Origin of the sequence: Microbacterium sp. NPDC019599 (assembly GCF_040632175.1) — a bacterium.
Classification (GTDB): Bacteria; Actinomycetota; Actinomycetes; order Actinomycetales; family Microbacteriaceae; genus Microbacterium.
In genome coordinates, this window is sequence record NZ_JBEYBL010000005.1 from 120,577 (window position 1) to 145,605 (window position 25,029).

Consider the following 25,029-nt stretch of genomic DNA (forward strand, 5'->3'; position numbering starts at 1 on the left):
CCATCGAGGACCGGATCTGACCGCAATGGCTCCTAGCTTGGATCCATGGCGAACGAACCGATCATCGAAGCCGATGGACTGACGAAGAGATTCACCGTCAAGAAGAAGACCGTCGAGGCGGTCACCGATCTCACCTTCCAGGTCGCGCGCGGCGAGCTGGTCGCCTTCCTCGGGCCGAACGGCGCGGGCAAGTCGACGAGCCTGCGCATGCTCACGACCCTCATCCCGCCGACCTCGGGCACCGCGCGCGTCGTCGGATTCGACATCCTGAAGCAGCCCGCCTCGGTGCGGGCCCGCATCGGGTACGTCGGCCAGCTGACGAGCGGCAGCTTCGCGCAGCGGGCGCGCGACGAGCTGCTGAGCCAAGGCGCCTTCTACGGGATGCCGAAGGCCGCCGCCGTCACCCGTGCGGACGAGCTCATCGAGTCGCTCGACCTCGGCTCGTTCGCGACGCGCGCCGTGCAGCAGCTGAGCGGCGGGCAGAAGCGGAGGCTCGACGTCGCGCTCGGCCTCATGCATGCGCCGCCGCTGCTGTTCCTCGACGAGCCGTCGACGGGCCTCGATCCGCAGAGCCGCGCCAACCTGTGGCAGCACATCCTCGATCTGCGCGCCGAGCACGGCACGACGGTCTTCCTCACGACGCACTACCTCGAGGAGGCCGACCGGTACGCGGAGCGCGTCATGGTCATGGACAAGGGCCGCGTCATCGCCGACGACACGGCGGCCGCCCTCAAGGCGAACCTCGCGGGCGACGTCCTGACGTTCGGCTTCGCCGGAGCCGACGAGGCGGATCGAGCGGCCGCCGTCGTGCAGGGCCTCACCGAGAGGGGGGTGCGGCGCGAGGGGACGGCATCCGTCGTCCTCACCGCCCCGGACGGCGACGCGCTGCTGCCCGCCGCCGTGCGGGCGCTGGATGCCGCGGGCATCGCGGTGCGCACCGCGACGGGTGTGCCGCCCACCCTCGACGACGTCTTCCTCGCCCTCACGGGTCGCACCCTCCGCGAGGCGGGCGAGGGCGAGGCGCCGGACGAAGAAGTGGATGCCGCGCACGCGGCGAACGAGAAGGCAGGAGCGAGCCGATGACCACCGTGACCAAGCCCGACACCGCCGTGCGGCAGAACCCCGCGCGCGACACGTGGAACGTCCTGACGCGCGAGCTCAAGCCCGTCGTCCGCGACCCGTTCACCCTCATCTTCAGCCTCGTGCAGCCGCTCGTCTTCCTCGGCCTGTTCGCGCCTCTGCTGATCGGCTCGTCGGGAGTGCCCGCGGCCGAGACGCTGCAGTGGTTCGTCCCGGGCGTGCTCGTCATGATCGTGCTGTTCGGCACCGGTGCGACGGGCTCGAACCTGCAGTACGAGATGATGACGGGCTCGCACGAGCGGACCCTCGTGGCACCGCTCGCGCGCTCGTCGCTGCTCGTGGGCCGCGCCCTCAAGGAGATCGCGCCGATCGTCGTGCAGTCGCTCATCATCGTCCTGATCGCGTGGCCGTTCGGCTTCTCGATCAACGTGCCCGGCCTCGTCATCGGGCTCGCGCTGCTCGCGGTCTTCGGGGTCGGCCTCGGGTCGCTCTCGTACACGCTCGCCCTCAAGACGAAGGACCGCGAGTGGCTCTTCTGGGGAGTGCAGCAGACGCTGATCTTCCCGCTGCTGATCCTGTCCGGGATGCTGCTCCCGCTCGACGACGGACCCGCCTGGATGAAGGCCGTCTCGGCCGTCAACCCGGTCAACTGGGTCGTGCAGGCCGAGCGCGCCCTCTTCGCGGGTGATCTCGGCGACATCACGGTCCTGTGGGGCTGGCTCGCCGCGCTCGTCCTTGCGGCGCTCGGCCTGTGGGCGGGCGTGCGCGCGATCCGCACCTCGAGCTGACGTCCCTCTTCCTCGGTCGTTGAGCGAGCGAAGCGAGACGAAACGCCCCGCGCTGTTCCGGGGCGGTTGTCGAGTAGGGCGCTCCGCGCCCGTATCGAGACACGTCTCGGTCGCTTCGCTCCCTCGCTCAACGACCGGGGGATCAGGCGCGAGCAAGGGCACGGGATCGTAACGATTCCCGCGGGACGCTGGAAACGGCCCTTGAGCGGGGCGGATCCCCAGGTCAGCCCCGCTTAGGCTTCTCCCCATGTCTACGGCGCGACGACGGGGGATCCTCGCTGTCGTCACCGCCACCGTCCTCCTCGCGCTCGGCCTCGGGGTAGGGGTCGTGGTCGGTGACGCGCTCGGAATCCGGACCGAGCCCTCCACTCAGATGACCCCGGACGAACCCGTCGTCCCCGAGGTGACAGCATCCGTCCCCGCCCCGCGGTTCACGATGGTCGACGCACCCGACTCCCCGCGCGTCGAGCTCGCGCTGCGGGATCTCAGCGGTGCCGGGGATGCTGCGGAGACCGAAGGAGAGGCATCTCTGACCGTCGCGGCCGGCGACGGCGACGCGTCGGACGACTCGTACACGCTGAGCGGCGATGCCGCCTCCCTGCACATCGAGGCGGAGTCCGAGGCCGGCGCCGCGCGGGGCGTGTACGACCTCGCGGATGCTGTCCGCACGGGCACCGACGTGACGTCGCTCGTGGGCGATCACCCCGCGGCGCAGCTGCCGTTCCGCATGGTCGACCTCGGCGCCGTGGGCGTCGATCCCGACCCCTCGCAGTGGGTCGACGGCACGGACTACTCGCACGTCTCGCGCGCGTTCGAGGACGTCTACCTCTCGGAGCCGCCGTACATCGACGAGGACGCGCTCGCCGAGGCGTACGAGGACTGGGGGACCTTCCTCGCGCACTCGGTCGCGAACGGCTACAACGCCGTGTCGTGGCCCGGCTTCATCGAGTTCGCGACGTTCGACGAGGTCCCCGGCGGCCCCGTCTACCCCGACGGCGATCCGCACGTCGCCCGCGCGCTCGCACTGCGCGACGCGTTCGGGCCCTTCTGGGACCGCGCAGCCGAGCTCGGCGTCAAGATCTTCCTGCGCACCGACATGCCGACGCTCACCCCCGAGCTCGCCGCCTTCTTCGACGAGCAGTTCGGCGGGCTCGACACCGAGAACCCCGAGCTCTGGGCCACCTACACGGCGGCCCTCGACGAGCTGTATGCGGCGGAGCCGGCGCTGTCCGGCATCCTGATCCGCATCGGCGAGGGCGGCAACGTCTACCAGGAGCCCGGCTGGGACTACTACTCCGAGATCGCCGTGCGCACGGTCGACGCCGTGCGGGCGATGCTCGAGACCTACTCGGCGCAGGCCGAGGAGACCGACCGCGAAGTCATCTTCCGCACGTGGAGCGTCGGGATCGGCGACGTCGGCGACATGCACACCGACGCCGAGTCGTACCACCAGGTGCTCGACGGCATCGACTCGCCGGCGCTGATCGTCTCGACGAAGTACACGCTCGGCGACTTCTACAGCTGGCTCCCGCTCAACGACACGCTCGCCGAGGGCGACCAGCGCCGCATCGTCGAGTTCCAGAGCCGGCGGGAGTTCGAGGCCTTCGGCTCGTTCCCCAACGACCTCGGCCGCGAGTACCAGTGGGCGCTGCAGACGCTCCTCGCCGAGAACCCGAACATCGAGGGCGTCTGGACGTGGACGCAGGACGGCGGGCCGTGGCGGGCCGGACCCATGTCGCTGTACCTCAAGACGGGGTTCTGGCAGCTCTACGAGCTCAACACGCAGGCGGCCGCCGCGCTCGCGCGCGACCCCGGCGCCGACATCGGCCAGGTCACCGTCGACTGGGCGAAGGAGTGGTTCTCGGACGACCCCGCGACCGTCGAGGCCATCGCCGACGCGATGGCGCAGTCGCGCGACGCCATCACGCAGGGCCTCTACATCGAGCCGTTCGCCGAGGTTCGCACGTTCGCGCTGGGCCTCGAGCCGCCGCCTCAGATGTGGATCTTCGAGTGGGACATCCTGACCGGCGACTCGGCGACCCTCGGCGTGATCTACGAGATCACCGGCGACCGCGTCGATGAGACGATCGCGGCGGGCCACGAGGCGGTCGCGACCGCCGAGCGCATGCGCGACACGGTCGCGGAGACGGATGCTGCCACCTGGCGCGACCCCGCGCTGCGCGACGCCCTGCTCGGGACCCTGGACTACCAGGCCGACGTGCTGCGGCTGCTCGGCGCGTACCGCGCGATGTTCCTCCACGACATGCAGTGGCACGACACGCTCGACCCCGCGGCGCACGCCGCGTGGGCGCAGGCGCGCGACGAGTACGTCGCGCTGGCCGACGCCCACCTCGAGGCTTACACGGGCGACCTCGACCACCCGGCCTGGAACCTCGAGGCGGCGCAGCATGCCGTCGACCGCATGGACCGCGACGAAGCCATGGCCTGGACGGCGCGCGGGCTGCTCGTCCTCGCGCTCGCGTGGCTGCTGATCGGCATGATCGCGACCCGGACGCGGCTCGTCCGGCGACCCGGCGCGGCCGCGGCCCGCAGCACATGGCTCGCCTCGACGCGACCCTGGCGTGCGCGCGAGTCGACCCTCGGACTCCTGCCCCTCGACCGCTGGCTGCTCATCATCGTGCCGGGCGCGCTGCTCGTCGCGACGCGTGCGGTGCAGACGTCGTTCCTCTCCTGGACGCACCTCGCGGTGGTCCTCGGCGCGTGGGTCGTGTTCGTCCTCGTGATCGACCTCTTCCTGCGCCGGCGCTCGCCATGGCCCGTCATCGCGGCCGTCGGGGGAGTCGTCGTGCTCCGCTGCGTCGTCACGCTCGCGGCGCTGTCGTTCACGGGCCCGGGCGGCTACTGGTTCGCGTTCTGGACCGACCCCACGCGTCGTGCCGTCTACATCTCGGTCGCGTTCGCGCTCTTCCTGTGGGTGTTCGTCGCGGCCGGCTGGGCGCTGTCGGCGCAGCTCGGTCGCCGGCGGGCGACGGGAGCCGTACTCACGGCGGCCGGCGCGGGGCTCGCGATCCCGGCGATCGTCGTCGCGATCATCGGCCTCGAGCCGGCGCTGTCCGCGTGGAACGACCAGATGGGTCTGCTGCCCTGGGGCCTCGCGCGCATCCTCGGGCTCACGACCTATCTCGAGATCCCGGCCGCCACCGCATGGTGGGCCGCGGCGTTCGGAGCGGTCGTGCTCGGGATCGGCATCCTGCTCGCTCTCCCGTGGGGTCGACGCGCCGAGGCCGCCCAGGCGGGCTGATCCGGGCGCACGGCTCCCGCTCGGGGCTAGGCTGACGCCACGCGCGCTCGCCCGCGCGCCCCGAGCAGCAGGAGACGCGGATGTCGAAGAAGAAGTCCAAGGACGGCGACGGCCTGAGCGACAAGAAGTACGCCAAGGAGCTCAAGAAGCTCCACATCGAGCTCGTGAAGCTGCAGGAGTGGGTCAAGCACTCCGGGGCCAAGGTCTGCGTCGTCTTCGAGGGCCGTGACGGGGCGGGCAAGGGCGGGGTCATCAAGGCGATCACGGAGCGCGTGAGCCCCCGTGTGTTCCGCGTCGTGGCCCTCCCGGCACCGACCGAGCGCGAGCAGAGCCAGATGTACGTGCAGCGGTATATGAAGCATTTCCCCGCCGCGGGCGAGGTCGTCATCTTCGACCGCAGCTGGTACAACCGGGCCGGCGTCGAGCGGGTCATGGGCTTCACCGACGACGCGACGGCGCGGAAGTTCCTCGAGCAGGTGCCGTTCGTCGAGCAGGCGATGGTCGATTCGGGCATCATCCTCCTCAAGTACTGGCTCGAGGTGAGCCCCGAGGAGCAGACGCGGCGCCTGGAGGACCGCATCCACGACGGCCGCAAGACGTGGAAGCTCTCGCCGATGGACTTGAAGTCCTACAACCGCTGGTACGACTACTCGCGGGTCCGCGACGAGATGTTCGCCGCGACGGACACGCCTACGGCGCCGTGGCACGTCGCGATCTCGGACGAAAAGGAGAAGGCGCGGCTCAACATCATCTCGCACCTGCTCTCGCAGATCCCGTACGAGGAGGTGCCGCACGAGGAGCCCGTGCTCCCCGCGCGTCAGCTGCCCGGCGACTACGTCGAGCCGAACTACCCGTACCGGTACGTCCCGGCGCTCTTCTGAGGCACCTGATGCTGTCGCGGGTCGTCGTCCTCGGGGCCGGCTTCGGCGGGCTCGAGGTCACGAGCACGCTTCTGGACGAGCTCGACGGCGAGGTCGAGATCACGCTGATCGACAAGACGGCGGGGTTCGTCTTCGGGTTCTCGAAGCTCGACGTCATGTTCGGCAGGGCGACCGCCGAGGCCGTGTTCCACCCGTACGCGGACGTCGTGCGGCCCGGCGTCCGCTTCGTCCAGGCCGAGATCACCGCGATCGACGCGGCCGCCAAGCGCGTCTCGACGACGGCGGGTGACTTCGAGGCCGACCACCTGGTGATCGCCCTCGGCGCAGACTACGACGTCGCGCGGACGCAGGGCCTCGCCGAGGCCGGGCACGAGTTCTACAGCGAGGCCGGAGCGTTCGCCCTCCGCGACGAGCTCGCCGCGTTCGAGGGCGGCGACGTCGTGATCGGCATCACGGCCGGGCCGTTCAAGTGCCCGCCCGCACCGAGCGAGACGGCGCTGCTGATGGACGAGCTGCTGCGGGGACGCGGCATCCGGGATCGCTCCTCGATCTCGCTCGTCATGCCCTTCCCGCGGCCCATCCCTCCGTCACGCGATGCCTCGGCCGCACTCCTCGAGACGTTCGCCGAGCGCGGCATCGCGTGGCACCCCGAGACGGGCGTGCGCTCGCTCGACGCCGACGCCCGGGTCGCGCGGCTCGGCGACGGGTCGACGCTGCCCTTCGACCTCTACCTCGGGGTGCCCGTGCACCGCGCGCCCGCCGTGCTCGTCGACTGCGGGCTCACGGTCGAGGGCTGGGTGCCGGTCGACCCGGCGACGCTCGAGACGCCGTGGCCCGGGGTCTTCGCCGTGGGCGACTGCGCCTCGGTGGGCACGCCGCGCGCGGGCGTCTTCGCCGAGCGGCAGGGGGCGACGGCGGCACGCCGCATCGCATCCCGCGTCCGCGGCGGGGCGACGGATGCCGCGTACGACGGCCGGGGCATCTGCTACATAGAGTTCGGCGGCGACGAGATAGGGATCGTCGAGGTCTCGTTCTTCGAAGGGCGACCGAACGGGACGCTGCAGGGACCCTCGCGCGAGCTCGCGGCGCACAAGCGCGAGTTCGGGGCATCCCGCATCAGGCGCTGGTTCGGGCGCGACTGGACTCCCTAGGCCCGGTTCTGGAGACGGGGACGCGTCGAGATTGCGCGAACTGCGGGTTCGACGCCGGGCGACCGTCGTCTGCGCCATCTCGACGCGATCTCGGCGGCCTCAGACGCCGCGCTGGGCCATCGCCTGGTCGAACGCGCCGCGCGTCGAGACGATCTCCTTGCCGAGCGGCATGAGCGAGACCGGGACGAGCTTGAAGCTCGCGATGCCGAGCGGGATGCCGATGATCGTGATGCACAGCGCGACGCCCGTGAGGATGTGCCCGATCGCAAGCCACCAGCCCGCAAGGATGACCCACACGACGTTGCCGAGGAACGAGCCCACGCCGGCCGTGGGCTTCGCGACGATCGTGCGGCCGAAGGGCCACAGCGCGTAGACGCCGATGCGGAACGACGCGATGCCCCACGGGATCGTGAGGATCAGGATGCACAGCACGATGCCGGCGAAGAGGTAGCCGAGGAACATCCAGAACCCAGACAGGACGAGCCAGATGATGTTCAGCAGTGTGCGCACCGGACCATTCTGGCAATGAACAGCGCGTCAGGCTGAGGCTGCGCTGTGAGGAATAGGCTCGGCCCCATGCCGGACTCGAAGACGTCGCCCACGACAGGCGAGGTCGTGGCCGCCGCTGTGCGGACGGCGTCCGCCGATGTCGTGCGCACCGAGCCCGCGGCCCTCGCAGACGAGCCCGACGGAGTGCACCAGCAGCGCGTGCGGGTGCGCCGGCTGCGCAGCGTCCTGGCCGGCTTCCGCGGCTCGCTCGACACGCGCAGCGCCGACGGTCTGCGCGTGCGCTTCGCGGAGTGGGGTCGCGAGCTCGGAGTCGTCCGCGACATCGAGGTCCGCGCCGCCGTCGCGGAGGAGGCGCTCGAGCGGGCCGGGATCGACGATCCCCGTGTGGTCGGACGGCTCGTCGACAGCGAGCGCGACGCGTACGCCGCCGCGCACGCGCGCCTCGTAGAGCTCGCCCAGTCGCCGCGGGCCGCGCAGCGCGCGCGCGTGCTGACCGAGTTCGCCGCGGCAGCCGTCGTCGTCGATGCGGAATCGGATGCTGCTCCCCTCGTGGCCGCCGTGCTCGCGAAGCAGGCGGGCCGGGTGCGCAAAGCCGCGCGGCGGATCGACGGCTCAGCGGAGGGATACCACGACCTGCGCAAGTCCGCCCGTCGGCTGCGGTACGTCGCGGAGGCGATCGCGGAGGCCGCGCCCGACCTGTATCCCGATGAGGTCGAGGCGCTCGCCGAGACGGGGGATGCCCTCCATGAAGCCCTCGGCGGGCATCGGGACGCCGTGCTCTTCGCGGAGCACGTCGCGCGCGAGGCAGCGCGGGCCGTCCGCGCCGGCGAGCCCACCGAGGCGTATGCGCGGATCGAGGCCGAAGCGCGGCTGGCGGCCGCCGATCATCTGACCGAGGTGCCGGAGGCGGTGCGACGCCTGAGGGACGCGGCATCCCATCTGCTCTGACGCGCTCCGGCGGGCGACGGTGTCGTGCGCCGCGCCTAGACTTGTCGGGCCATGACCGACGCCAGCACGCCCATCATCGTCGGCAGCGACAGCGGCCCGCAGGGATCCGGAACCCGCGCCGACCACGACCTGCTCGCAGGTCTCAACCCGCCCCAGCTCGAGGCCGTGACCTATCGCGGGCCCGCGCTGCTCATCGTCGCGGGCGCCGGCTCCGGCAAGACGAGCGTCCTCACGCGCCGCATCGCGTCGCTGCTGTGGAACCGGGAGGCGTGGCCCAGCCAGATCCTCGCGATCACGTTCACGAACAAGGCCGCGGGTGAGATGCGCGAGCGCGTCCAGCACCTCGTGGGCGACAACGCGGCGCAGGGCATGTGGATCTCGACGTTCCACTCCGCGTGCGTGCGCATCCTGCGGCGCGAGGCCGAGCAGTTCGGCTTCACGAAGGCGTTCACGATCTACGACTCCGGCGACTCGCGTGCGCTCATCAAGCGGCTCGTCAAGGAGCACGAGGCCGACGCCTTCGGACTCACGCCGGCGGCCGTCCAGGGCAAGATCTCCAAGCTCAAGAACGAGCTGTCGGATGCCGAGTCCTACGCCCGGTCGGCCAACATGAACGACCCGGCCGAGCGGATCTTCGTCGACCTCTTCGCCGACTACCAGCGCGCCCTGCAGCGGGCGAACGCGTTCGACTTCGACGACCTCATCGCGCAGACGGTCTACCTCTTCCGCGCCTTCCCGCGGGTCGCCGACGTGTACCGCCGGCGGTTCCGTCACGTCCTGGTCGATGAGTACCAGGACACCAACCACGCGCAGTACGCACTCATCCACGAATTGACCCAGCCGCTGTCCGCGCCCGAAGCGGAGTCGTACGGCGACAGCGGCATGATGATCTTCGATGCGCCCTCGACGGATGCTGTTCCGCCGGCATCGCTCACGGTCGTCGGCGACTCGGACCAGTCGATCTACGCCTTCCGCGGCGCCGACATCCGCAACATCACCGAGTTCGAGCGCGACTACCCCGGAGCCCGCGTCGTGCTGCTCGAGCAGAACTACCGCTCGACGCAGAACATCCTGACCGCCGCCAACGCCGTCATCAGCAACAACTTCGACCGCAAGGACAAGCGTCTGTGGACCGATGTCGGCGCGGGCGAGAAGATCGTCGGCTTCACGGGCTACTCGCAGCACGACGAGGCGCAGTTCGTCGCGGACGAGATCGAACGGCTCCGCCGCGCGGGCGTCGACTACTCGCAGATGGCCGTCTTCTACCGCACCAACTCGCAGTCGCGTGCGCTGGAGGAGATCTTCATCCGCTCCGCCCTGCCCTACAAGATCATGGGCGGCACGAAGTTCTACGAGCGCGCCGAGATCAAGGATGCGCTGGCCTATCTCGTCGCGGTCGCCAACCCCGCCGACGAGATGGCGGTGCGCCGCATCCTCAACAAGCCGCGGCGCGGCATCGGCGATGTGACCGAGACGGCGATCGCTCGGTACGCCGCGGAGGAGGGCATCACGTTCCGCGACGCGCTCGCCAACGCGTCGGCGCTCGGGGTCGGGCCCAAGATCCAGTCGGGCATCGCGCAGCTGGATGCCGTGCTGGCCGAGGCATCCGCTCACATGCTTCCCGCGTCGGGCGAGCTCGCGCCGCCGACGGCGGTCGCCGAGGGGCTGCAGATCCTGCTGCAGAAGAGCGGCTACCTCGACGCCCTGCGCGCGAGTCGCGACCCGCAGGACGAGGCGCGGCTCGAGAACCTCGACGAGCTCGTCGCCGTCGCCCGCGAGTTCGCACGGAACAACCCCGAGGGGACGGTCATCGACTTCCTGACGGAGGTCGCGCTCGTCTCGGATGCGGACGACCTCGAGGATGCCTCGGGCTCGGTGTCGCTCATGACGCTGCACACCGCCAAGGGCCTCGAGTACGACGCCGTGTTCATCACGGGCGTCGAGGAGGACCTCATCCCGCACCGCATCTCGGCGGGCGAGCCGGGCGGTCCGCAGGAGGAGCGGCGGCTGTTCTACGTCGGCGTGACGAGGGCCCGCAAGCGGCTCTACTTCACCCTCGCGATGACGCGCGCGCAGTTCGGCGAGGTGTCGGTCGCGATGCCGAGCCGATTCCTGCAGGAGATCCCGGCCGAGCTGCTCGACTGGCGCCAGTCTCCGGGCGACGTCAACTCGCGCGGCGGCACGCAGTCCCGCGCGCTCAATGCGCGTCGCCCCGGCGGCGGGTTCGGCACAGGCGGGGGCTCGCGGTACGGCGAGGACCTGAAGCCCAAGTCGACGTCGATCGAGCGCTTCGCGAACCGGATCCCCGCGAAGGTGCGCGACAACGGCGACATGGTGCTCGCACCGGGTGACCGCATCCGTCACGAGGACTTCGGCGAGGGCCGCGTCGACGCGATCACGGGCGAGGGCGCGAAGCGCGTCGCGCACGTCCGCTTCGACAAGGTCGGGGCCAAGAAGCTGCTCGTGAAGATCGCGCCCATCGAGAAGCTGTAGCCCGACTCTCGAGGAGCGGCCACGCTGCCGTGTACGGACGGAACAGTCCGGTATGCGATGATGCAGGATAACGTGGGGCGGCGTGGGGCCGGAGACCCCACGCCAATCTTGGGGATCTCATGGGGTTTTTCTGGAACAGCGCCGTTCCGCGCGCTTTCGGCGTCGTCTTCGCGGCGGCAAGTGTCCTGACCGTCGGCCTGATCGCATCGCCGGCAGTCGCCGAAGAGAGTGTCACCGGCTCGCTCGCCGGGACGGTCACGGACCAGTCGGGTGCGCCCGTCGAGAACGTCTTCGTCACCGCGATCGGCCAAGGTGCCTTCGAAGAGGAGCCGACGTGGGGCGCGATCACGGACGCGTCCGGCCGATATCGGTTCGACGGCATCCCCATCGGCGGGTACAAGGTGCTCTACGAGACCGGCGGGGCGCTGGCCGACGTGGCCGGCGAGTGGTGGGACGATGCGCGCACCCGGAACGCCGCTGCCGTCGTCTCCGTGAGCACGGGCGACCTCAGCGAGGCGGACGCGGAACTTGCTCCCGGAGCCGCGCTGGGCGGAACCGTGACCGACGGAAGCGGCGCCGCAGTCGGCGGCGCGCAGGTGGTCGCGTACCTGAAAGACCCCTCGGATCCGTCCGGATGGGTGGGGCAGGCCTGGGGAACGACGGCGGACGACGGGACCTACCTGTTCACCCGACTGCCGGCCGGTGCGTACAAGGTCACCTTCGGCAGCGGCTCGGACGGCATCATCCCCGAATCCTGGCTGGACGATCAGGGAGAAAACCCGACGGTCATCGCCCTCGAAGCCGGCCAGTGGCTGACGGGCATCAGTCCGACTGTCGTACGGGCCGGCGCGATAGCGGGCGTCGTCACCGACGACGCCGGGGCGCCCCTCGAGGGCGTGAGCGTGTCGGCTCGGGCAGTCGTCGTGCCGGGATACCCATCCGTCGAGTCCGTCGGCGTCGTCACGGACCCGGAGGGCAGGTTCGCGCTCGGAGGGCTCCCGGCAGGGGAGTACGCCGTGCGCTTCGCGCCGCAGGGATCGTCCGCCAATGTCGTCGCCGAGTGGTGGGACGACAGTCCCGGCGCGGATTCGGCGTCGCGCGTCATCGTCCGGGCGGGGTCCACCGTATCGGACGTGAACGCCTCCCTGGCTGCGGGTGCCACGATTGCCGGCACGGTCCGCGACGGCCACGGTTCGCCCATGGCCGACGCATCGGTGGCTGTCTACCGCGTCGACGGCACCTTCGTCACCAGTGTCGCGAGCACGGCGGATGGAGCGTTCTCGGTCCCGTACCTTCCGGCGGATTCGTACCAGCTCGAGTTCTCAGCGAGAAAGGATGGAGGCGTCCTGACGGAGTGGTGGGACGACGCGGCATCGCGCGGAGCGGCGTCCGTCATCTCGCTTGCGGCCGGTGAGACGGTCGAGAACATCGACGCGATCCTCGCCGAATCGGACGGGTCCGTCTTCGAAACGTACGACGCCGGACTGTCGGGCGTCGTGAAGGATGCCGAGGGCGATCCGATCGCGAACGTCATCGTCGAGATCAACAGCGTCGATCAGGTCTTCGGCGCCACCGTCATGACGAATGCCGAGGGCGAGTGGTCACTCGGCGGGATGACCGCCGGCAACTACGTCGTGGCCTTCATCGCCGTCATCGACGACGAACAGCTCATCACCTACTGGGGCGGAGCATCCGACTTCGCGACCGCAACGGTCATCCACCTCACCCGCGGCGAAAAGCGGATCGACATCTCGACGGCATTCAAGCCGAAGGACCCTCTGCCCCTCTCGTTCAGCACTCCGACCGTTGCCGGAGTCGCGCGAGTCGGTGGAGTCTTGGCGGCCGACCCGGGCGAGTGGACCGAGGACGCCCAGTTCTCCTATCAGTGGCTCGCCAACGGTGCCGCGATTCCGGGCGCGACGGACTCGTCGTTCGAGCTCACCTCGGCGCAGCGGGACAAGCAGATCTCGGTGCGCGTGAGCGGTCACCTGGCCGGATACCTGAACGCCGCTGCGACGTCCGCCAAGACCGCGAAGGTCGCGCTCGCCGGCACCCCCACGGTCTCCGGCAGCGCCCGGGTCGGTTCGACGCTGACGGCGGCGCCCGGGGCGTGGACAGCATCCACCGCCCTCTCGTACCAGTGGTACGCGGATGACGTCGCGATCTCGGGTGCCACGAAGTCCACGTTCGTCGTGACCTCGGCTCAGGATTCGAAGCGGATCACTGTGCGAGTGAAGGGCACCAAGAGCGGGTACGCGACCGTCTCGATGTCCTCGGCTCCGACGTCGCGCGTCATGCGGTTCAGCACGCCCTCGATCTCGGGAACCCTCACCCCGGGGGCGGTCCTGACGGCAAAGCCGAACTCGTGGTCCGCAGGCACGACGTTCTCGTACCAGTGGTACGCGAACGGCGCGGCCATCTCGGGCGCGACCGGGCAGGCGTACACCGTCACGTCGAGCCAGCGGGACAAGCAGTTCGCAGTGAAGGTCACGGGTCGACAGGCCGGCTTCACGTCCGTCGCGAAGACGTCGGCGGCGACGTCCCGGGTCACGACCGCTGCAACCCCGTCGATCTCGGGAACGCTCGCGGTCGGCTCGAAGCTCACGGCGAAGCCGAACACCTGGACCTCGGGCGTGGCCTTCTCATACCAGTGGTACGCGAACGGCGCCGCGATCTCGGGCGCCACGGGCCAGACGTTCGTTCCGGGCTCGGCGCAGCGCGGCACCCAGCTGACCGTGAAGGTCACGGGGCGCAAGTCGGGGTACGGCACCGTGGCGAAGGTGTCTGCGCCCTCGAAGCCCATCGCGACGGTCTCGACGCCCGGGATCGCCGGAAGCGCCGTGGTCGGTGCGACGCTCACCGCGAAACCCGGGACCTGGACGTCGGGGACGACCTTCACGTACCAGTGGTTCGTCAGCGGGACCTCGATCTCCGGAGCGACCGGCTCGACGTTCCGCGTGACAAGGGGGCACGTCAACAAGACCATCACCGTGAAGGTCACGGGAGCTCTGAGCGGCTACCAGACGATCGCCCGAACGTCTGCTGCGACGAGTGCCGTGCGCTCCGGCAAGGCCGCGCCGCTGACGAAGGACGACTGCCCGTCGAGCTACCCGATCAAGGGCAACCAGACGACGCAGCACACGACGGACTGGATCTACCACGTTCCCGGCGGTCGGTACTACGCCGTCACGGACCCTGAGGAGTGCTTCGCGACGGAGGGAGCCGCGGTCGCCTGGGGCTATCGCCGATCCATGCAATGACCTCCGCCGTGCACAGCGCACGGGCTCGGCACAGGGAGCGGGGTTAGGCTCGAACGATGGCCATCTTCTCGCGCGGCAAGCGCAATCGCGACACCTCGCTCGACGCAGACGTCGAGCGCTCCGCGGACCAGACCGACACCGTCGAGCCGACCCCCGCAGTGCCCACGCAGGCGCCGCAGGAGCCCACGCCCGCCGACCCGACTCCGGCGGAGTCCGCGGCAGCCGACACGACGGAGGAGACGGATGCCGAGCCCGCCGCGCCGGTCGGCATCTCGGTCTCCTCCTTCCGCGGCGTCGGCGCGCCGGCCCCGCAGCCGATCCGCCAGCAGCAGCGCGGTCGCGAGGTTGCGCCGCCCTCGACCGAGACGCTGCCGGGCCTGCGCGACAACGTGCTGCTCGCCGAATCGCTCGGGAAGCTCGGGCCCAAGCCCACTCCGCCCCAGCTCATCGACGTCGCCCGCCAGCTCATGCAGGGGCGACTCATCCTGCGCGTGAAGGGCGACGCCCAGTCGTACCTCGCCGAGGGCCAGGTGCCCCCGCTCGCCGTCGCCAGGATCGGCGAAGAGACCTTCGTCGTGGCGTACAGCGGTGGCGCGGCCGTCGCGGCCAGCGTGCGCGCGGACGGCGACACCGCCACGTCCGCCATGGGACAGGGGGCGGCGACCGTCATCCGCTCCGTGCTCGCGGGACCCCACGCCGGCATCGTGATCGACCCCGCATCGGCGCCAGCGAGCGCGGTGCTGCGCCGCGCGATGCTCGAGAAGATGCTCGAGGACATCGACCCGGCCTCCACGATCAAGGCGCTGCTCTCGTCCGAGCGCACACCGGCGACGGCGGCAGGCGTCGTCGAAGCGCTGACCCGCGTGCCCTTCTGGGTCGCAGTCAGCAAGGTCCCGGGTTCCGACCGCCTCGGGATCTCGGAGGTGCGCACGGCCGAGGGGGAGCGCTTCGTCGAGCTCTTCTCCCACCCGCTCGAGGCCGTCGTGCTCGGGCGCGGCGACCGCCCCGCACCCATGACGGCGGACCAGCTCGGCAAGGCGCTCCGATCGGATGCCGATCTCACGGGCGTGATCGTGGACCCGGCCGGCCCCTGGATCAGCCTCACGCGCGACGACCTCGCGACGATCATCCCGGCCTGAGATCGAGGGTTGACGCCCGGATCGCTTCGCCGTAGCCTGTAATCAACAAATATGTTGATAAAGACAGAGGTTGATCATGGTCGAGGCCGGGGCATCCGCTGACGAGGCCCTCGATCGCGCCTTCCTCGCCCTCGCCGACCCCGTGCGTCGCGCGATCGTCGCGCGTCTCAGCCGCGGCTCGGCCACCGTCAACGAGCTCGCCGAGCCGTTCGCCATCACGAAGCAGGCCGTCTCGCGTCACATCCAGGTGCTCGAGCAGGCGGGGCTCGTCACCCGCAGCCGCGACGCGCAGCGGCGGCCCGTGCACCTCGACGCCGCGTCGCTCGAGCGGCTGACCGCCTGGATCGATCGATACCGCCTCGCGGCGGAAGCGCAGTACCGCCGCCTCGACGCACTGCTCACAGCATCCCCTTCGTCGGGGGCCGGCCGGGCCGGCTCCATCACCCCCGCAACACCCGGCGCGGCAGGGAGCCGTGCCACTTCACGCAAGGAGAAGGAATCATGAACAATGCCGTCGTCATCGATGCTGCTCCCGGCCAGTCGTACGCCGACATCACGCGCGAGTTCGAGGCTCCGGCCGCCGCGGTCTTCCGCGCACACGCCGATGCCGAGCTCTACGCGCAGTGGATCGGCCCGCGCTCGCTCGAGACCGAGGTCACGCACTGGGACTTCCGCACGGGCGGGGGCTACGCGTTCGTCCAGACCGACGCCGACGGCAACTCCTACGAGTTCCGCGGTGTCTTCCACACCGTCCGCGAGAACCAGCTCATCATCCAGACGTTCGAGTACGTCGGCACACCCGACGAGGTGAGCCTCGACTGCATCCGATTCGAGGAGCTGCCCGGCGGCCGCTCGCGCATCGTCGACCACAGTGTCTTCCCGTCCGTCGAGGTGCTCGAGGGGATGATGGCCGAGGGCATGGAGTGGGGCATGAACGAGGGCTACGAGAAGCTCGACGAGCTTCTGGCGGAGGGCTGACGCACGGGCCGGGTCGTCGCCTCGGCCACGATGTCGCTCGACGGTTTCATCGCCTACCCCGACAACCGGCCGGGCGAGCTGTTCGACTGGTACGACAACGGCGAGGTCGAGGTTCCGCATTCGGGCGACTTCCCGGCCTTCCGCCTCACTCCGCAGAGCGCGGAGTACTGGCGGGCCTTCACGCAGTCGCTCGGCGCGCTCGTCGTCGGGCGGGTCCTCTTCGACCTCACCGACGGCTGGAAGGGACAGCATCCGCTCGATGTCCCCGTGGTCGTCGTGACGCATGAGCCGCCGGCCGACTGGTCGTACCCGGGGTCGGAGGACTTCCGTTTCATCACGACGGGCGTGCCGGACGCGATCGCGGCGGCAAAGCAGATCGCCGGCGAGCGCACGGTGGCTGTGGCCGCCGGCACGATCGCGAGCCAGGCGCTCGCAGCGGGCCTCATCGACGAAGTCGCGATGGACATCGTGCCCGTCATCCTCGGTCGGGGCGTGCCGTTCTTCGTCGGACTCCCGCCCGAGACGATCATGCTCGGCGACCCGAGCGAGGTCGTGCAGGGCCGACGGGTCACGCACTTCAGATTCCCCGTACAGCGCTGAGTCCGCGCGGTCGGCGGTTCGCCGTGCCGAACTCCGGGCGGCTGGTGCAGATGCGCCTCGATCATCCCGGTTCCGGGCGATCCGCGCGCGGTCAGCCGGAGTTCGGCACGCCGTGAGACGGTGACGGATGCCGGGGCTCAGGGCGGATCGACGGATCGGGCGACGGCTGTGCACAGTCCGGACTCACGCGTCCGGATACGCCTCCAGGATCGCCTAGGCTGACATCCTCGGGCGTGGGGCCCGAGGGTTCGTGGCGGCCGACGCCTGCCGCCTGCTTGGGAGATCCATTCGATGACCGTTGATCGTCGTGTCCGTTTTCGCGCCCTTCTGGCGGCGGTGCTCGCCGCGGGGCTGACCGCAGGGACGGTGCAGGGGGCGACCGCCGCGACCGCGCCGACTGAGCAGCCGTCGGCCGCTGAAGTCGCGGCAGCGCCGCGCGCGCAGTGGCCCGCCATCACCGCCCAGGCGCTCGGCGGCGACGTTTCGACCCTGAGCGCGCCGGATGCCCCGGCCGCGCGCAGCGCGGAGGCCGAGCCGACGGGTGTTCTTCACGGGTCCACGATCCTCGAGGGCGGCGTCGCTGCTGCGAACGTCGACGTGTACGCCTTCCATGCGACGGACGACCCGGAGTCGCCCTACGAGTACGTCACGACCGTCGTCACCGACGAGCAGGGCCAGTATCGTTTCGAGGCGCTTCCCACAGGCGGTTACGACCTGCTGTTCGTGCCGCGCGATCCCGCGTACGCCTGGCAGTGGTCCGACGGTGGGGCTACTGCTGCGCCCTTCCCGCCGGTCGGCGTCAGCGAGCGCGAGACCGGGCTCGGGCCGATCCAGCTGTCGACGCCCTTCCCGTTCGGAGGGAACGTCAAGAACGAGCTCACCGGCACGGCAGTCGCCGGGGCCGAAGTGACGCTGTGGGCGAGCCGCGGACCGGACTCGGATGAAGTCCTGTGGTTCGAACCGGTCGACACGCTCACCACGGACGCGGCGGGTCGCTACGACTTCGCGCAGGTTCCGCACGGCTACTACCTCGTCCAGTTCGCGTCGGCGGGCTACAAGGGGGAGTGGTTCCAGAACAAGCCCGACTTCGCCACCTCGAACATCGTCAGGACGTTCGGACGCACGTCGTACACCGCGAGCGCGGCGCTCACGCCGCGGGTGAGCCTCGGAACGGTCGCCGTGTCGGGATCGTCCGCTGTCGGATCGAAGCTGACGGCGACGCACACCGTCATCTCGGGCGCCGCCTACCGCTACACGTGGCTGGCCGACGGCGTCGCGATTCCGGGCGCAACGGCGAAGACCTTCGTCCCGACCGCAGCCCAGGAGCACAAGCTGGTCACGGTGCGCGTGAAGGGCATGAAGACCGGGATGATCTCGACCACGGCGACTTCCGCGCCGCGTGGGAAGGTCCTCATGACCTCCATGCCGAAGATCACAGGCAAGACGGCGATCGACGCTCGGGGGACCAGCCAGTTCTGGTGGAAGTATCCGACTCTCACCGCATGGAAGGGGACGTGGACCTCTGGCGCGACCATCCGCTACCAGTGGTACCGCGATGGCAAGGCCATCGAGAGCGAGACTGCGCCCACGTACACACTGAGCGCCGGCGACCGCGACAAGCGGATCTCGGTCAAGGTGACGGGATCGAAAGACGGCTACGGCACGTTCGCGCGAACCTCCGCCGCGACTCCGCGGATCGCACTCATCGGAATGGCATTCGTCGAGGAGAACCCCTCGGTGCCGAGGGGTCTGCAGAGCCAATTGATTCGATTCGGCATCTACACGAGCGGTGCGTTCACGGCCGGGTCTCAGTTCACGTACTACTTCTACGCCGACGGTGTCCTGGTCCAGTCGGGTCCCTCTGACTTCCTCCAGCGCTCGCTGACCGACTTCATCGGCAAGCGACTGCAGGGCAAAGTGGTGGTGTCCAACCCCGGCTACGCGACGCACACTCTCTACACGGCCACAACGAACCCTGTGGTCTGGGCACCGTAGCGGTTCCGTCGCATGCCCCGGCCCGCATAAGGTCGGGGCATGGCGTCGGAGCGCATCACCATGACTGTCGCGGGACCGGACGGCGACCGCGAAGTGGGCATCTCGAGCCCGAACCGGGTCATCTGGCCCGATCTCGGCATCACGAAGCACGAGCTCGCCGAGTACCTCGTGACCGTCGCCGAGCCGTTCCTCGCGGCCAACGGCCACCGGCCCGTGTCGCTCGAGCGATTCCCAGAGGGCGTCGACGGCGAGCGCTTCTACTCGAAGAACCCGCCCAAGGGCGCGCCCGCCTTCGTCGAGGCCCAGACCGTGACCTACAACAGCGGGCGGCGGCATCCGCAGATCGTCTTCACCGAGATCGCGGCGGCCGTCTGGGCGGCGCAGATGAACACGATCGTGTTCCACCCGTGGGCGTCGCTCACGTCGAACACCGACAATCCCGTCGAGCTGCGCATCGACCTCGACCCACAGCCGGGAACCGATTTCGCGGATGCCGCGGCCGTCGCGCCGGCGCTGCGTGAGGTGCTCTCCGAGGCCGGACTCACGGCGTTCCTCAAGACGAGCGGGAATCGCGGCATCCACGTCTTCTGTCCCATCGAGCCGACGCACGAGTTCCTCGACGTCCGCCATGCCGTCATCGCGGCCGGCCGCGAGCTCGAGCGGCGGCTGCCGGACAAGGTGACGATGAACTGGTGGAAGGAGGAGCGCGGCGAGCGCATCTTCATCGACTTCAACCAGGCCAACCGCGACCGCACGATGGCGGGCGCCTACAGCCCGCGCGCCCTGCCCGGCGCGACCGTCTCGACGCCGCTCACGTGGGACGAGCTCGACACAGGCGTCGACCCGACGGCCTTCACACTGCGATCCGTGCCGCAGCGCCTCGCGGATCAGGGCGATCCGTGGGCCTCGCTGCTCGAGGCGCCCGGCCGCATCGACACGCTCCTCGAGTGGTGGCAGCGCGATCTGGATGCCGGACTCGGGGAGCTGCCGTTCCCTCCGGACTTCCCCAAGATGCCGGGCGAGCCGCCGCGGGTCCAGCCGAGCCGGATCAACCCCGAGAACTGGCCGAAGCCGGCCGACTGACCGATGGGGTGTCCCCATGCGAGAACTCATCATCAACACCTTGAACGGGACAGTGGGTCTTCCAGAGCGCTGGCTGCCGTTCGTGGCGCGGGAACTTCAGGATCCGGACGGATTCATAACGGTGTCGGACGGCCGGAAGAATTCCTACGCGCAGGCGTTCAACCTCGACGGGATGCTGCTCCTGGAGTACCGCGACCGGTCCCCGCGACGCCACTTCCAAGTGACCGGGGTGGGTGTTGCAGACGTCGCACACGCGCTCGAGCAGTGGTCGGCGGGGGAGCGCGCATTCATCGCGCGCCATGACTGGACGCGGGTCACCGACTGGGACGATCAGGCGTCGGGTTAGCAGACCCCGGACCGTTCGTCAGGTGCGGCCCCATTCGCGCTCGGTGAGGATGCGGGCGACGGTGAGCCCGATCGCGAGCGCGACGACGACCGAGACGGACTGGACGCCGTACTGGACGGCCGCGACGGTGTCGCCGTCGATCGTCGCGACGATCGCGCGGTAGGCCGCGGCCCCCGGCACCATGATGAGCACGGCCGGCACGGCGAGCGTGACGCGCGGCGCGTCGAGCCAGCGCGACGCCGCGAACGCACCCACCCCGACGGCGAGGCCCGCGAGGGCGGCGGCGACCGCCGGCATCGCGCCCGCGTCGACCAGCAGCAGGCGTCCGAGGTTTACGATCGCCCCGATCACCGCCGCGAGGAGCGCGATGCGCCACGGCGTGCAGAACAGCAGCGCGAAGCCGAGCACGCCGGTGAACCCCGCGATCATGCGCACGACCGAAAGCGCCGGCTCGTCGAACAGCGGAGGAAGCGTCAGGGTCGCACTCGACTGGAAGGCCGCCGCGATCGCCCACACGGCCGTCCCCGTCGCAAGCAGCACGAGGCACGCGTACGTGACCCGGGCGATGCCGGCGTGCAGATCCAGGCGCGCGAGGTCCATCGCGCCGGTCACGAGGGCGAAGCCGGGAACGAGGAACAGCACCGCGCTCGTCATGGCGGCGTCGTGCCCGCCGTCCGCGAGCCGCACGGCGTCGAGCAGTCCGATGATCCCGAAGTAGCCCAGCAGCGCGACGACCGCCGAGAGGAAGACGACGAAGAACTCGTTGATCCGGGCGTGCAGGAGCACCATGCGCAACCACTGCCCGACCGCGACGGCGAGCCCGACCGCGAGGGCCTCGGCCCACCCTCCGTTGTTCAGCAGCGCGAATGCCGCACAGGCGGCCGCGGCGGCGGCGACGCGCAGCGCAGTGGCGTAGCGAGGCGGGCTCGCCTCGATCTCCTCGAGCTCGGCTTGGAGATCGGATGCTGTCGCCCCGGTCTCCGCCCGATGCGAGAGGCGCTGCAGCCGCACGATCCGGTCGGCGTCGACGCCGGGCCGCACTTCGGCGACGCGCGTGCGGTAGAGCGATCCGCGCTGGGCCGTCACGACGATGTCCGTCATCCCGACGCGGGAGTGGAGTCCGTCGATCGCGAGCCCGTGGGCGACGCGCTTCATCGAGTCGCGCACGCGGGCCGAGGACGCGCCCGCGCCGAGCATGAGCCGGCCCAGGCGCAGGACCGCATCGACGCGGGCGATGAAGTGCAGCGGCTCGAGCCGCAGCTCGGCCGTCTCCGTCGGCTCGTCGTGCTCGCCAGGTCCCAGCGCGGACATGCTCCGATCATGGCACTGCGGTGCGGCCCGGCGCGCACCGCTTCCAGCGTGATTTTCCACGGCCATCCGCCCAGCGGCGCCGGTCGGGCCCGCGTAGCTTCGATGTCAGACGAAGGGAGTGGCGGGCGGCCGACGGCCGAGACCTCGCCCCCTCACTCCTTCGTCGCAAACCTGGAGAATCCGGCCCGCAGCCGCGCACACGGTCAGACGCCGCTGCAGATGGGCCGCGCGCGGCGCCCCACTCACGGCGCCGCTTCGAGATGGCCCGCAGCCGCGCTCACCCCCGACATGCCGCTGCGGGCCCTCGATCTCGTCTGGATCAATCCAGGACGTCGCCCAGGTCGTACGCCGACACGGTCTCCAGCTGCTCGTAGGTGCACGACTCGGGGTCGCGGTCCGGCCGCCACCGCTCGAACTGCACGGTGTGCCGGAAGCGCCAGCCCTCGAGTTGGTCGTAGCGAACCTCGAGCACGCGCTCGGGGCGCAGCCGCACGAACGACGAATCGACGCGCGCCGACTGGAAGCGGGACTTCTCCCCCTCGGCCCGGAGCACCTCGCCCGAGGCATCCCGCTCGACGAGCGGGTCGAGCTCGTCCACGAGCTCGAGCCGGCGCTTGTCGCTCCACGCGGCGACGCCGCCGACGGGGTAGAGCGTGCCGTCGTCGCTGTAGAGCCCGACGAGCAGCGACCCGACGCCCTGCCCCGACTTGTGGACGCGATAGCCCATCGCGACGACGTCGGCCGTCCGGGCGTGCTTGATCTTGAACATCGTGCGCTTGTTCGGGGAGTAGGGCTGTGCGAGCGGCTTGGCCACGACCCCGTCGAGCCCCGCGCCCTCGAACTCGGCCAGCCAGCGGCGCGCGAGGTCGGCGTCGTCTGTCGTGCGGGTCACGTGCACGGGATGCGGCAGGCCGCCCAGTAGATCGACGAGCTCGGCGCGACGCACCGAGAACGGCTCGGACTGCAGGTCGCGCTCACCGCGCGCGAGCAGGTCGAAGGCGATGAACATCGCCGGCGTCTTCTCGGAGAGCATCGCGACCCGGGAAGCCGCGGGGTGGATGCGCTGCGACAGCGACTCCCAGTCCAGGCGCTGCGCGCCCGGGTCGCCCTTCGGCACGACGACCTCGCCGTCGATGAGGCACGGCTCGGGCAGGAGCCGTGCGAAGGCCTCGACGAGCTCCGGGAAGTAGCGGGTGAGCGGCTTCGCGCCGCGCGACCCGATCTCGACATCCGTCCCGTCCCACGAGACGAGCGCGCGGAACCCGTCCCATTTGGGCTCGTAGCTCAGCCCGCCGGCCACCTTGTCCTGCGCGGGGACCTCGGGAACCGACTTGGCGAGCATGGGCGCGGGGATGTCGTACGGCATGGCGTCCATCCTGCCGCGCCCCGCCGACCTCGCACAGGCCCGCCCCGCGGCAGGTCGTCTCCGTGGAATGCGCAGAAGCGCGGCGCCAGACCCGACGTTCGACGGAGACGAACCCCGAGTGGACAGGGTCGTACCGCGCCGGCCTCCAACAGGCGAGACGGGGAAGACCCATGGCGGTCGAGGCCGCGGGCACGGCAGACTCGGGGGCGGGTGCTCACATCAGCCGACAGGAGGTGCGAGTGGACGTCGTCTTCGGGTTCCTCGCTGCGCAGCCGGTCATCGTCGTCTTCCTCCTCGTGGGGCTCGGCGCCGCGCTGGGACGCGTCCGCGTCGGAGGCGTCTCACTCGGCGCGGTGGCCGTCCTCTTCACCGCGATGGGGCTCGTGGCGTGGAGCGTCGCCGTCGGCGAGCCGATCGCCATCCCCTCCTACATCGGCGATGTCGGACTCGTCGTCTTCGCGTTCTGCACGGGCATCATCGCCGGCCCGGGCTTCTTCAACGCCATCAAGACCGCCTATCCCCTCATGATCGTCGTCGCGGTCATGATGGCGATCGCGGCGGGCGCGGCCGTGCTCCTCGGCAAGGCGGCGACACTGAATCCCGTCACGATCGCGGGCCTGTTCGCCGGTGCGGTGACCAACACCCCGGCGCTCGCGGCCACAGGCGGCAGCGCCGAGGCGACCGTCGGGTACGCCAGCGCGTACCCGTTCGCCGTCGTCGCCGCGATGGCCGCCGTGGCACTTGCCCTCCGCAACAGCAAGAACGACAAGGACACCCCGAGCCCCATCGTCGACAAGCCGGTCCGCATCGACACGACGTCGGTCCGCAAGGCCTCCGACATCGCGAAGGCGCACGGCAACCGCGTCACGTTCTCGCGCCGGAGCCCCGGCGGCGAGGGACCCGTCGAGCCGATCGGGCCCGAGACGACGCTCGAGGCGGGCGACGTCGTGAACGTCGTGGGCCCGAGCGACGAGGTCGACGCGATCGCGGCCGAGCTCGGGCACACCTCGGCCATCGACATCACGCGGGACCGCAGCCGCCTCGACTTCCGCCGCATCATCCTGTCCGACGCGAAGCGCTCGGGCCGCACGATCGCGAGCCTCGAGCTGCAGAAGCGCTTCGGCGCCAACATCGTCCGCGTCCGCCGCGGCGACGTCGAGTTCGTCGGCAGCCCCGATTTCGTCGTGCAGCTGGGCGACCGCCTCCGGGTCGTCGGCCCGACCGAGACGATGCCCGAGGTGACCTCGTTCCTCGGCGACTCCGAGCGCGGCATGGCCGACCTCAATCCCGCGGCCCTCGGCCTCGGGATCACGGTCGGCCTGCTCATCGGCTCGATCCAGATCCCCCTCCCGGGCGGCCAGCACTTCAGCCTGGGCTTCGCCGCGGGGGCCCTCATAATCGGCCTCGTCATGGGCCGGGCGGGGCGCATCGGGCCCATCGTGACGGCGCTCCCGAACACCGCGGCGACGGTCCTCGCCGAGCTCGGCCTGCTCATCTTCCTCGCCTACGCGGGCTCGAACGCGGGGTCGACCATCGTGCAGGCCTTCGTCTCGGGCGAGGTCTTCGTCCTCGCGGGTCTCGGAGCGATCGTGACCCTCATCGCGACGATCGGCACGTTCTTCGTCGTGAAGCTCGTCTTCAAGCCGGGCGGCACGCGGCTGTCGGGCGTCGTCGGCGGGTCGCAGACGAACCCCGCCATCCTCGGCTTCGCGAACCTCCGGACCGGCTACGACGTCCGGGTCGCGCTCGGCTACAGCCTCGTCTTCCCGATGGCGATGGTCGTGAAGATCCTGCTGGCCCAGCTGATCGTCGTCCTCTGACGGACGGGGGACGGATGC

Annotated in this window: 18 protein-coding genes and 1 pseudogene; 16 read left to right on the forward strand and 3 right to left on the reverse strand. The window is 70.3% G+C overall.

All coding sequences use genetic code 11. The features are described from left to right. The first annotated feature begins 45 nt into the window (after positions 1–45). The 5 genes from ABZ477_RS10975 (at position 46) to ABZ477_RS10995 (ending at position 7,162) form a co-directional block, all read left to right on the forward strand. Positions 46–1,083, forward strand: a complete 1,038-nt coding sequence (locus ABZ477_RS10975) for an ATP-binding cassette domain-containing protein (RefSeq protein ID WP_360132292.1) — start codon at positions 46–48, stop codon at positions 1,081–1,083. Next, positions 1,080–1,868, forward strand: coding sequence for an ABC transporter permease (locus ABZ477_RS10980; RefSeq protein WP_360132295.1), 789 nt, complete (start codon positions 1,080–1,082; stop codon positions 1,866–1,868). The genes ABZ477_RS10975 and ABZ477_RS10980 overlap by 4 nt, the downstream gene beginning before the upstream one ends. Positions 1,869–2,115: 247 nt before the next feature. Continuing rightward, on the forward strand, positions 2,116–5,130 hold the full coding sequence (locus ABZ477_RS10985) for a hypothetical protein (protein ID WP_360132298.1): 3,015 nt from the start codon (positions 2,116–2,118) through the stop codon (positions 5,128–5,130). 80 nt (positions 5,131–5,210) lie between these two features. Next, positions 5,211–6,011, forward strand: coding sequence for a polyphosphate kinase 2 (gene ppk2, locus ABZ477_RS10990; protein WP_360132301.1), 801 nt, complete (start codon positions 5,211–5,213; stop codon positions 6,009–6,011). An 8-nt stretch (positions 6,012–6,019) separates the two neighbouring features. After that, positions 6,020–7,162 carry an FAD-dependent oxidoreductase gene (locus ABZ477_RS10995; protein WP_360132304.1) on the forward strand — a complete coding sequence of 381 codons (1,143 nt, stop codon included), beginning with the start codon at positions 6,020–6,022 and terminating at the stop codon, positions 7,160–7,162. 99 nt (positions 7,163–7,261) lie between these two features. Here ABZ477_RS10995 and ABZ477_RS11000 read toward each other — a convergent pair whose 3' ends face one another. Next, positions 7,262–7,672 carry a YccF domain-containing protein gene (locus tag ABZ477_RS11000; RefSeq protein ID WP_360132307.1) on the reverse strand — a complete coding sequence of 137 codons (411 nt, stop codon included), beginning with the start codon at positions 7,670–7,672 and terminating at the stop codon, positions 7,262–7,264. 66 nt (positions 7,673–7,738) lie between these two features. Here ABZ477_RS11000 and ABZ477_RS11005 point away from each other — a divergent pair, with 66 nt between their 5' ends. The 10 genes and pseudogenes from ABZ477_RS11005 (at position 7,739) to ABZ477_RS11050 (ending at position 20,514) form a co-directional block, all read left to right on the forward strand. Continuing rightward, a complete protein-coding gene (locus tag ABZ477_RS11005; protein ID WP_360132310.1) occupies positions 7,739–8,620 on the forward strand; it encodes a CHAD domain-containing protein in 882 nt (293 codons plus the stop codon). 51 nt (positions 8,621–8,671) lie between these two features. Beyond that, positions 8,672–11,113, forward strand: coding sequence for a UvrD-helicase domain-containing protein (locus tag ABZ477_RS11010; RefSeq protein ID WP_360132313.1), 2,442 nt, complete (start codon positions 8,672–8,674; stop codon positions 11,111–11,113). A 119-nt stretch (positions 11,114–11,232) separates the two neighbouring features. After that, entirely contained in the window at positions 11,233–14,373 is a 3,141-nt protein-coding gene (locus ABZ477_RS11015) for a carboxypeptidase regulatory-like domain-containing protein (protein ID WP_360132316.1), read from the forward strand. A 56-nt stretch (positions 14,374–14,429) separates the two neighbouring features. Further along, on the forward strand, positions 14,430–15,512 hold the full coding sequence (locus tag ABZ477_RS11020; RefSeq protein ID WP_360132319.1) for an SseB family protein: 1,083 nt from the start codon (positions 14,430–14,432) through the stop codon (positions 15,510–15,512). A 76-nt stretch (positions 15,513–15,588) separates the two neighbouring features. Further along, the gene (locus ABZ477_RS11025) at positions 15,589–16,017 is read left to right on the forward strand and encodes a metalloregulator ArsR/SmtB family transcription factor (RefSeq protein WP_360132322.1); all 429 of its coding nucleotides are present in this window, start codon (positions 15,589–15,591) and stop codon (positions 16,015–16,017) included. Next, complete coding sequence (locus ABZ477_RS11030; RefSeq protein ID WP_360132325.1) at positions 16,014–16,490, forward strand: SRPBCC family protein; 477 nt, start codon at positions 16,014–16,016, stop codon at positions 16,488–16,490. Before ABZ477_RS11025 ends, ABZ477_RS11030 begins: the two co-directional genes overlap by 4 nt. 24 nt (positions 16,491–16,514) lie before the next feature. Then, positions 16,515–17,090, forward strand: a pseudogene (locus tag ABZ477_RS11035) (dihydrofolate reductase family protein); the annotation flags it as partial. Between the two features lie 291 nt (positions 17,091–17,381). After that, on the forward strand, positions 17,382–19,085 hold the full coding sequence (locus ABZ477_RS11040; protein ID WP_360132328.1) for a carboxypeptidase regulatory-like domain-containing protein: 1,704 nt from the start codon (positions 17,382–17,384) through the stop codon (positions 19,083–19,085). A 39-nt stretch (positions 19,086–19,124) separates the two neighbouring features. Further along, positions 19,125–20,168, forward strand: coding sequence for a non-homologous end-joining DNA ligase (gene ligD / locus ABZ477_RS11045; RefSeq protein WP_360132331.1), 1,044 nt, complete (start codon positions 19,125–19,127; stop codon positions 20,166–20,168). A gap of 16 nt (positions 20,169–20,184) precedes the next feature. Beyond that, entirely contained in the window at positions 20,185–20,514 is a 330-nt protein-coding gene (locus tag ABZ477_RS11050) for a hypothetical protein (RefSeq protein WP_360132334.1), read from the forward strand. 18 nt (positions 20,515–20,532) lie between these two features. Here the strand turns inward: ABZ477_RS11050 and ABZ477_RS11055 are convergent, their stop codons facing one another. Continuing rightward, positions 20,533–21,825: a threonine/serine exporter family protein gene (locus tag ABZ477_RS11055; RefSeq protein ID WP_360132337.1), complete on the reverse strand. Its 1,293-nt coding sequence runs from the start codon at positions 21,823–21,825 to the stop codon at positions 20,533–20,535. A 319-nt stretch (positions 21,826–22,144) separates the two neighbouring features. After that, a complete protein-coding gene (locus ABZ477_RS11060; protein WP_360132340.1) occupies positions 22,145–23,191 on the reverse strand; it encodes an ATP-dependent DNA ligase in 1,047 nt (348 codons plus the stop codon). A 239-nt stretch (positions 23,192–23,430) separates the two neighbouring features. On the opposite strand from ABZ477_RS11060, the gene ABZ477_RS11065 reads away from it, so the two are divergent. Continuing rightward, complete coding sequence (locus tag ABZ477_RS11065) at positions 23,431–25,011, forward strand: TrkA C-terminal domain-containing protein (RefSeq protein ID WP_360132343.1); 1,581 nt, start codon at positions 23,431–23,433, stop codon at positions 25,009–25,011. Positions 25,012–25,029 lie beyond the last annotated feature (18 nt).

Bases quoted from the DNA above. Each gene is read 5' to 3' on its own strand.
- ABZ477_RS10975 (WP_360132292.1), top strand. From the start codon at position 46: ATGGCGAACGAACCGATCATCGAAGCCGATGGACTGACGAAGAGATTC.
- ABZ477_RS10980 (WP_360132295.1), top strand. From the start codon at position 1,080: ATGACCACCGTGACCAAGCCCGACACCGCCGTGCGGCAGAACCCCGCG.
- ABZ477_RS10985 (WP_360132298.1), top strand. From the start codon at position 2,116: ATGTCTACGGCGCGACGACGGGGGATCCTCGCTGTCGTCACCGCCACC.
- ppk2 (WP_360132301.1), top strand. From the start codon at position 5,211: ATGTCGAAGAAGAAGTCCAAGGACGGCGACGGCCTGAGCGACAAGAAG.
- ABZ477_RS10995 (WP_360132304.1), top strand. From the start codon at position 6,020: ATGCTGTCGCGGGTCGTCGTCCTCGGGGCCGGCTTCGGCGGGCTCGAG.
- ABZ477_RS11005 (WP_360132310.1), top strand. From the start codon at position 7,739: ATGCCGGACTCGAAGACGTCGCCCACGACAGGCGAGGTCGTGGCCGCC.
- ABZ477_RS11010 (WP_360132313.1), top strand. From the start codon at position 8,672: ATGACCGACGCCAGCACGCCCATCATCGTCGGCAGCGACAGCGGCCCG.
- ABZ477_RS11015 (WP_360132316.1), top strand. From the start codon at position 11,233: ATGGGGTTTTTCTGGAACAGCGCCGTTCCGCGCGCTTTCGGCGTCGTC.
- ABZ477_RS11020 (WP_360132319.1), top strand. From the start codon at position 14,430: ATGGCCATCTTCTCGCGCGGCAAGCGCAATCGCGACACCTCGCTCGAC.
- ABZ477_RS11025 (WP_360132322.1), top strand. From the start codon at position 15,589: ATGGTCGAGGCCGGGGCATCCGCTGACGAGGCCCTCGATCGCGCCTTC.
- ABZ477_RS11030 (WP_360132325.1), top strand. From the start codon at position 16,014: ATGAACAATGCCGTCGTCATCGATGCTGCTCCCGGCCAGTCGTACGCC.
- ABZ477_RS11040 (WP_360132328.1), top strand. From the start codon at position 17,382: ATGACCGTTGATCGTCGTGTCCGTTTTCGCGCCCTTCTGGCGGCGGTG.
- ligD (WP_360132331.1), top strand. From the start codon at position 19,125: ATGGCGTCGGAGCGCATCACCATGACTGTCGCGGGACCGGACGGCGAC.
- ABZ477_RS11050 (WP_360132334.1), top strand. From the start codon at position 20,185: ATGCGAGAACTCATCATCAACACCTTGAACGGGACAGTGGGTCTTCCA.
- ABZ477_RS11055 (WP_360132337.1), bottom strand. From the start codon at position 21,825: ATGTCCGCGCTGGGACCTGGCGAGCACGACGAGCCGACGGAGACGGCC.
- ABZ477_RS11060 (WP_360132340.1), bottom strand. From the start codon at position 23,191: ATGCCGTACGACATCCCCGCGCCCATGCTCGCCAAGTCGGTTCCCGAG.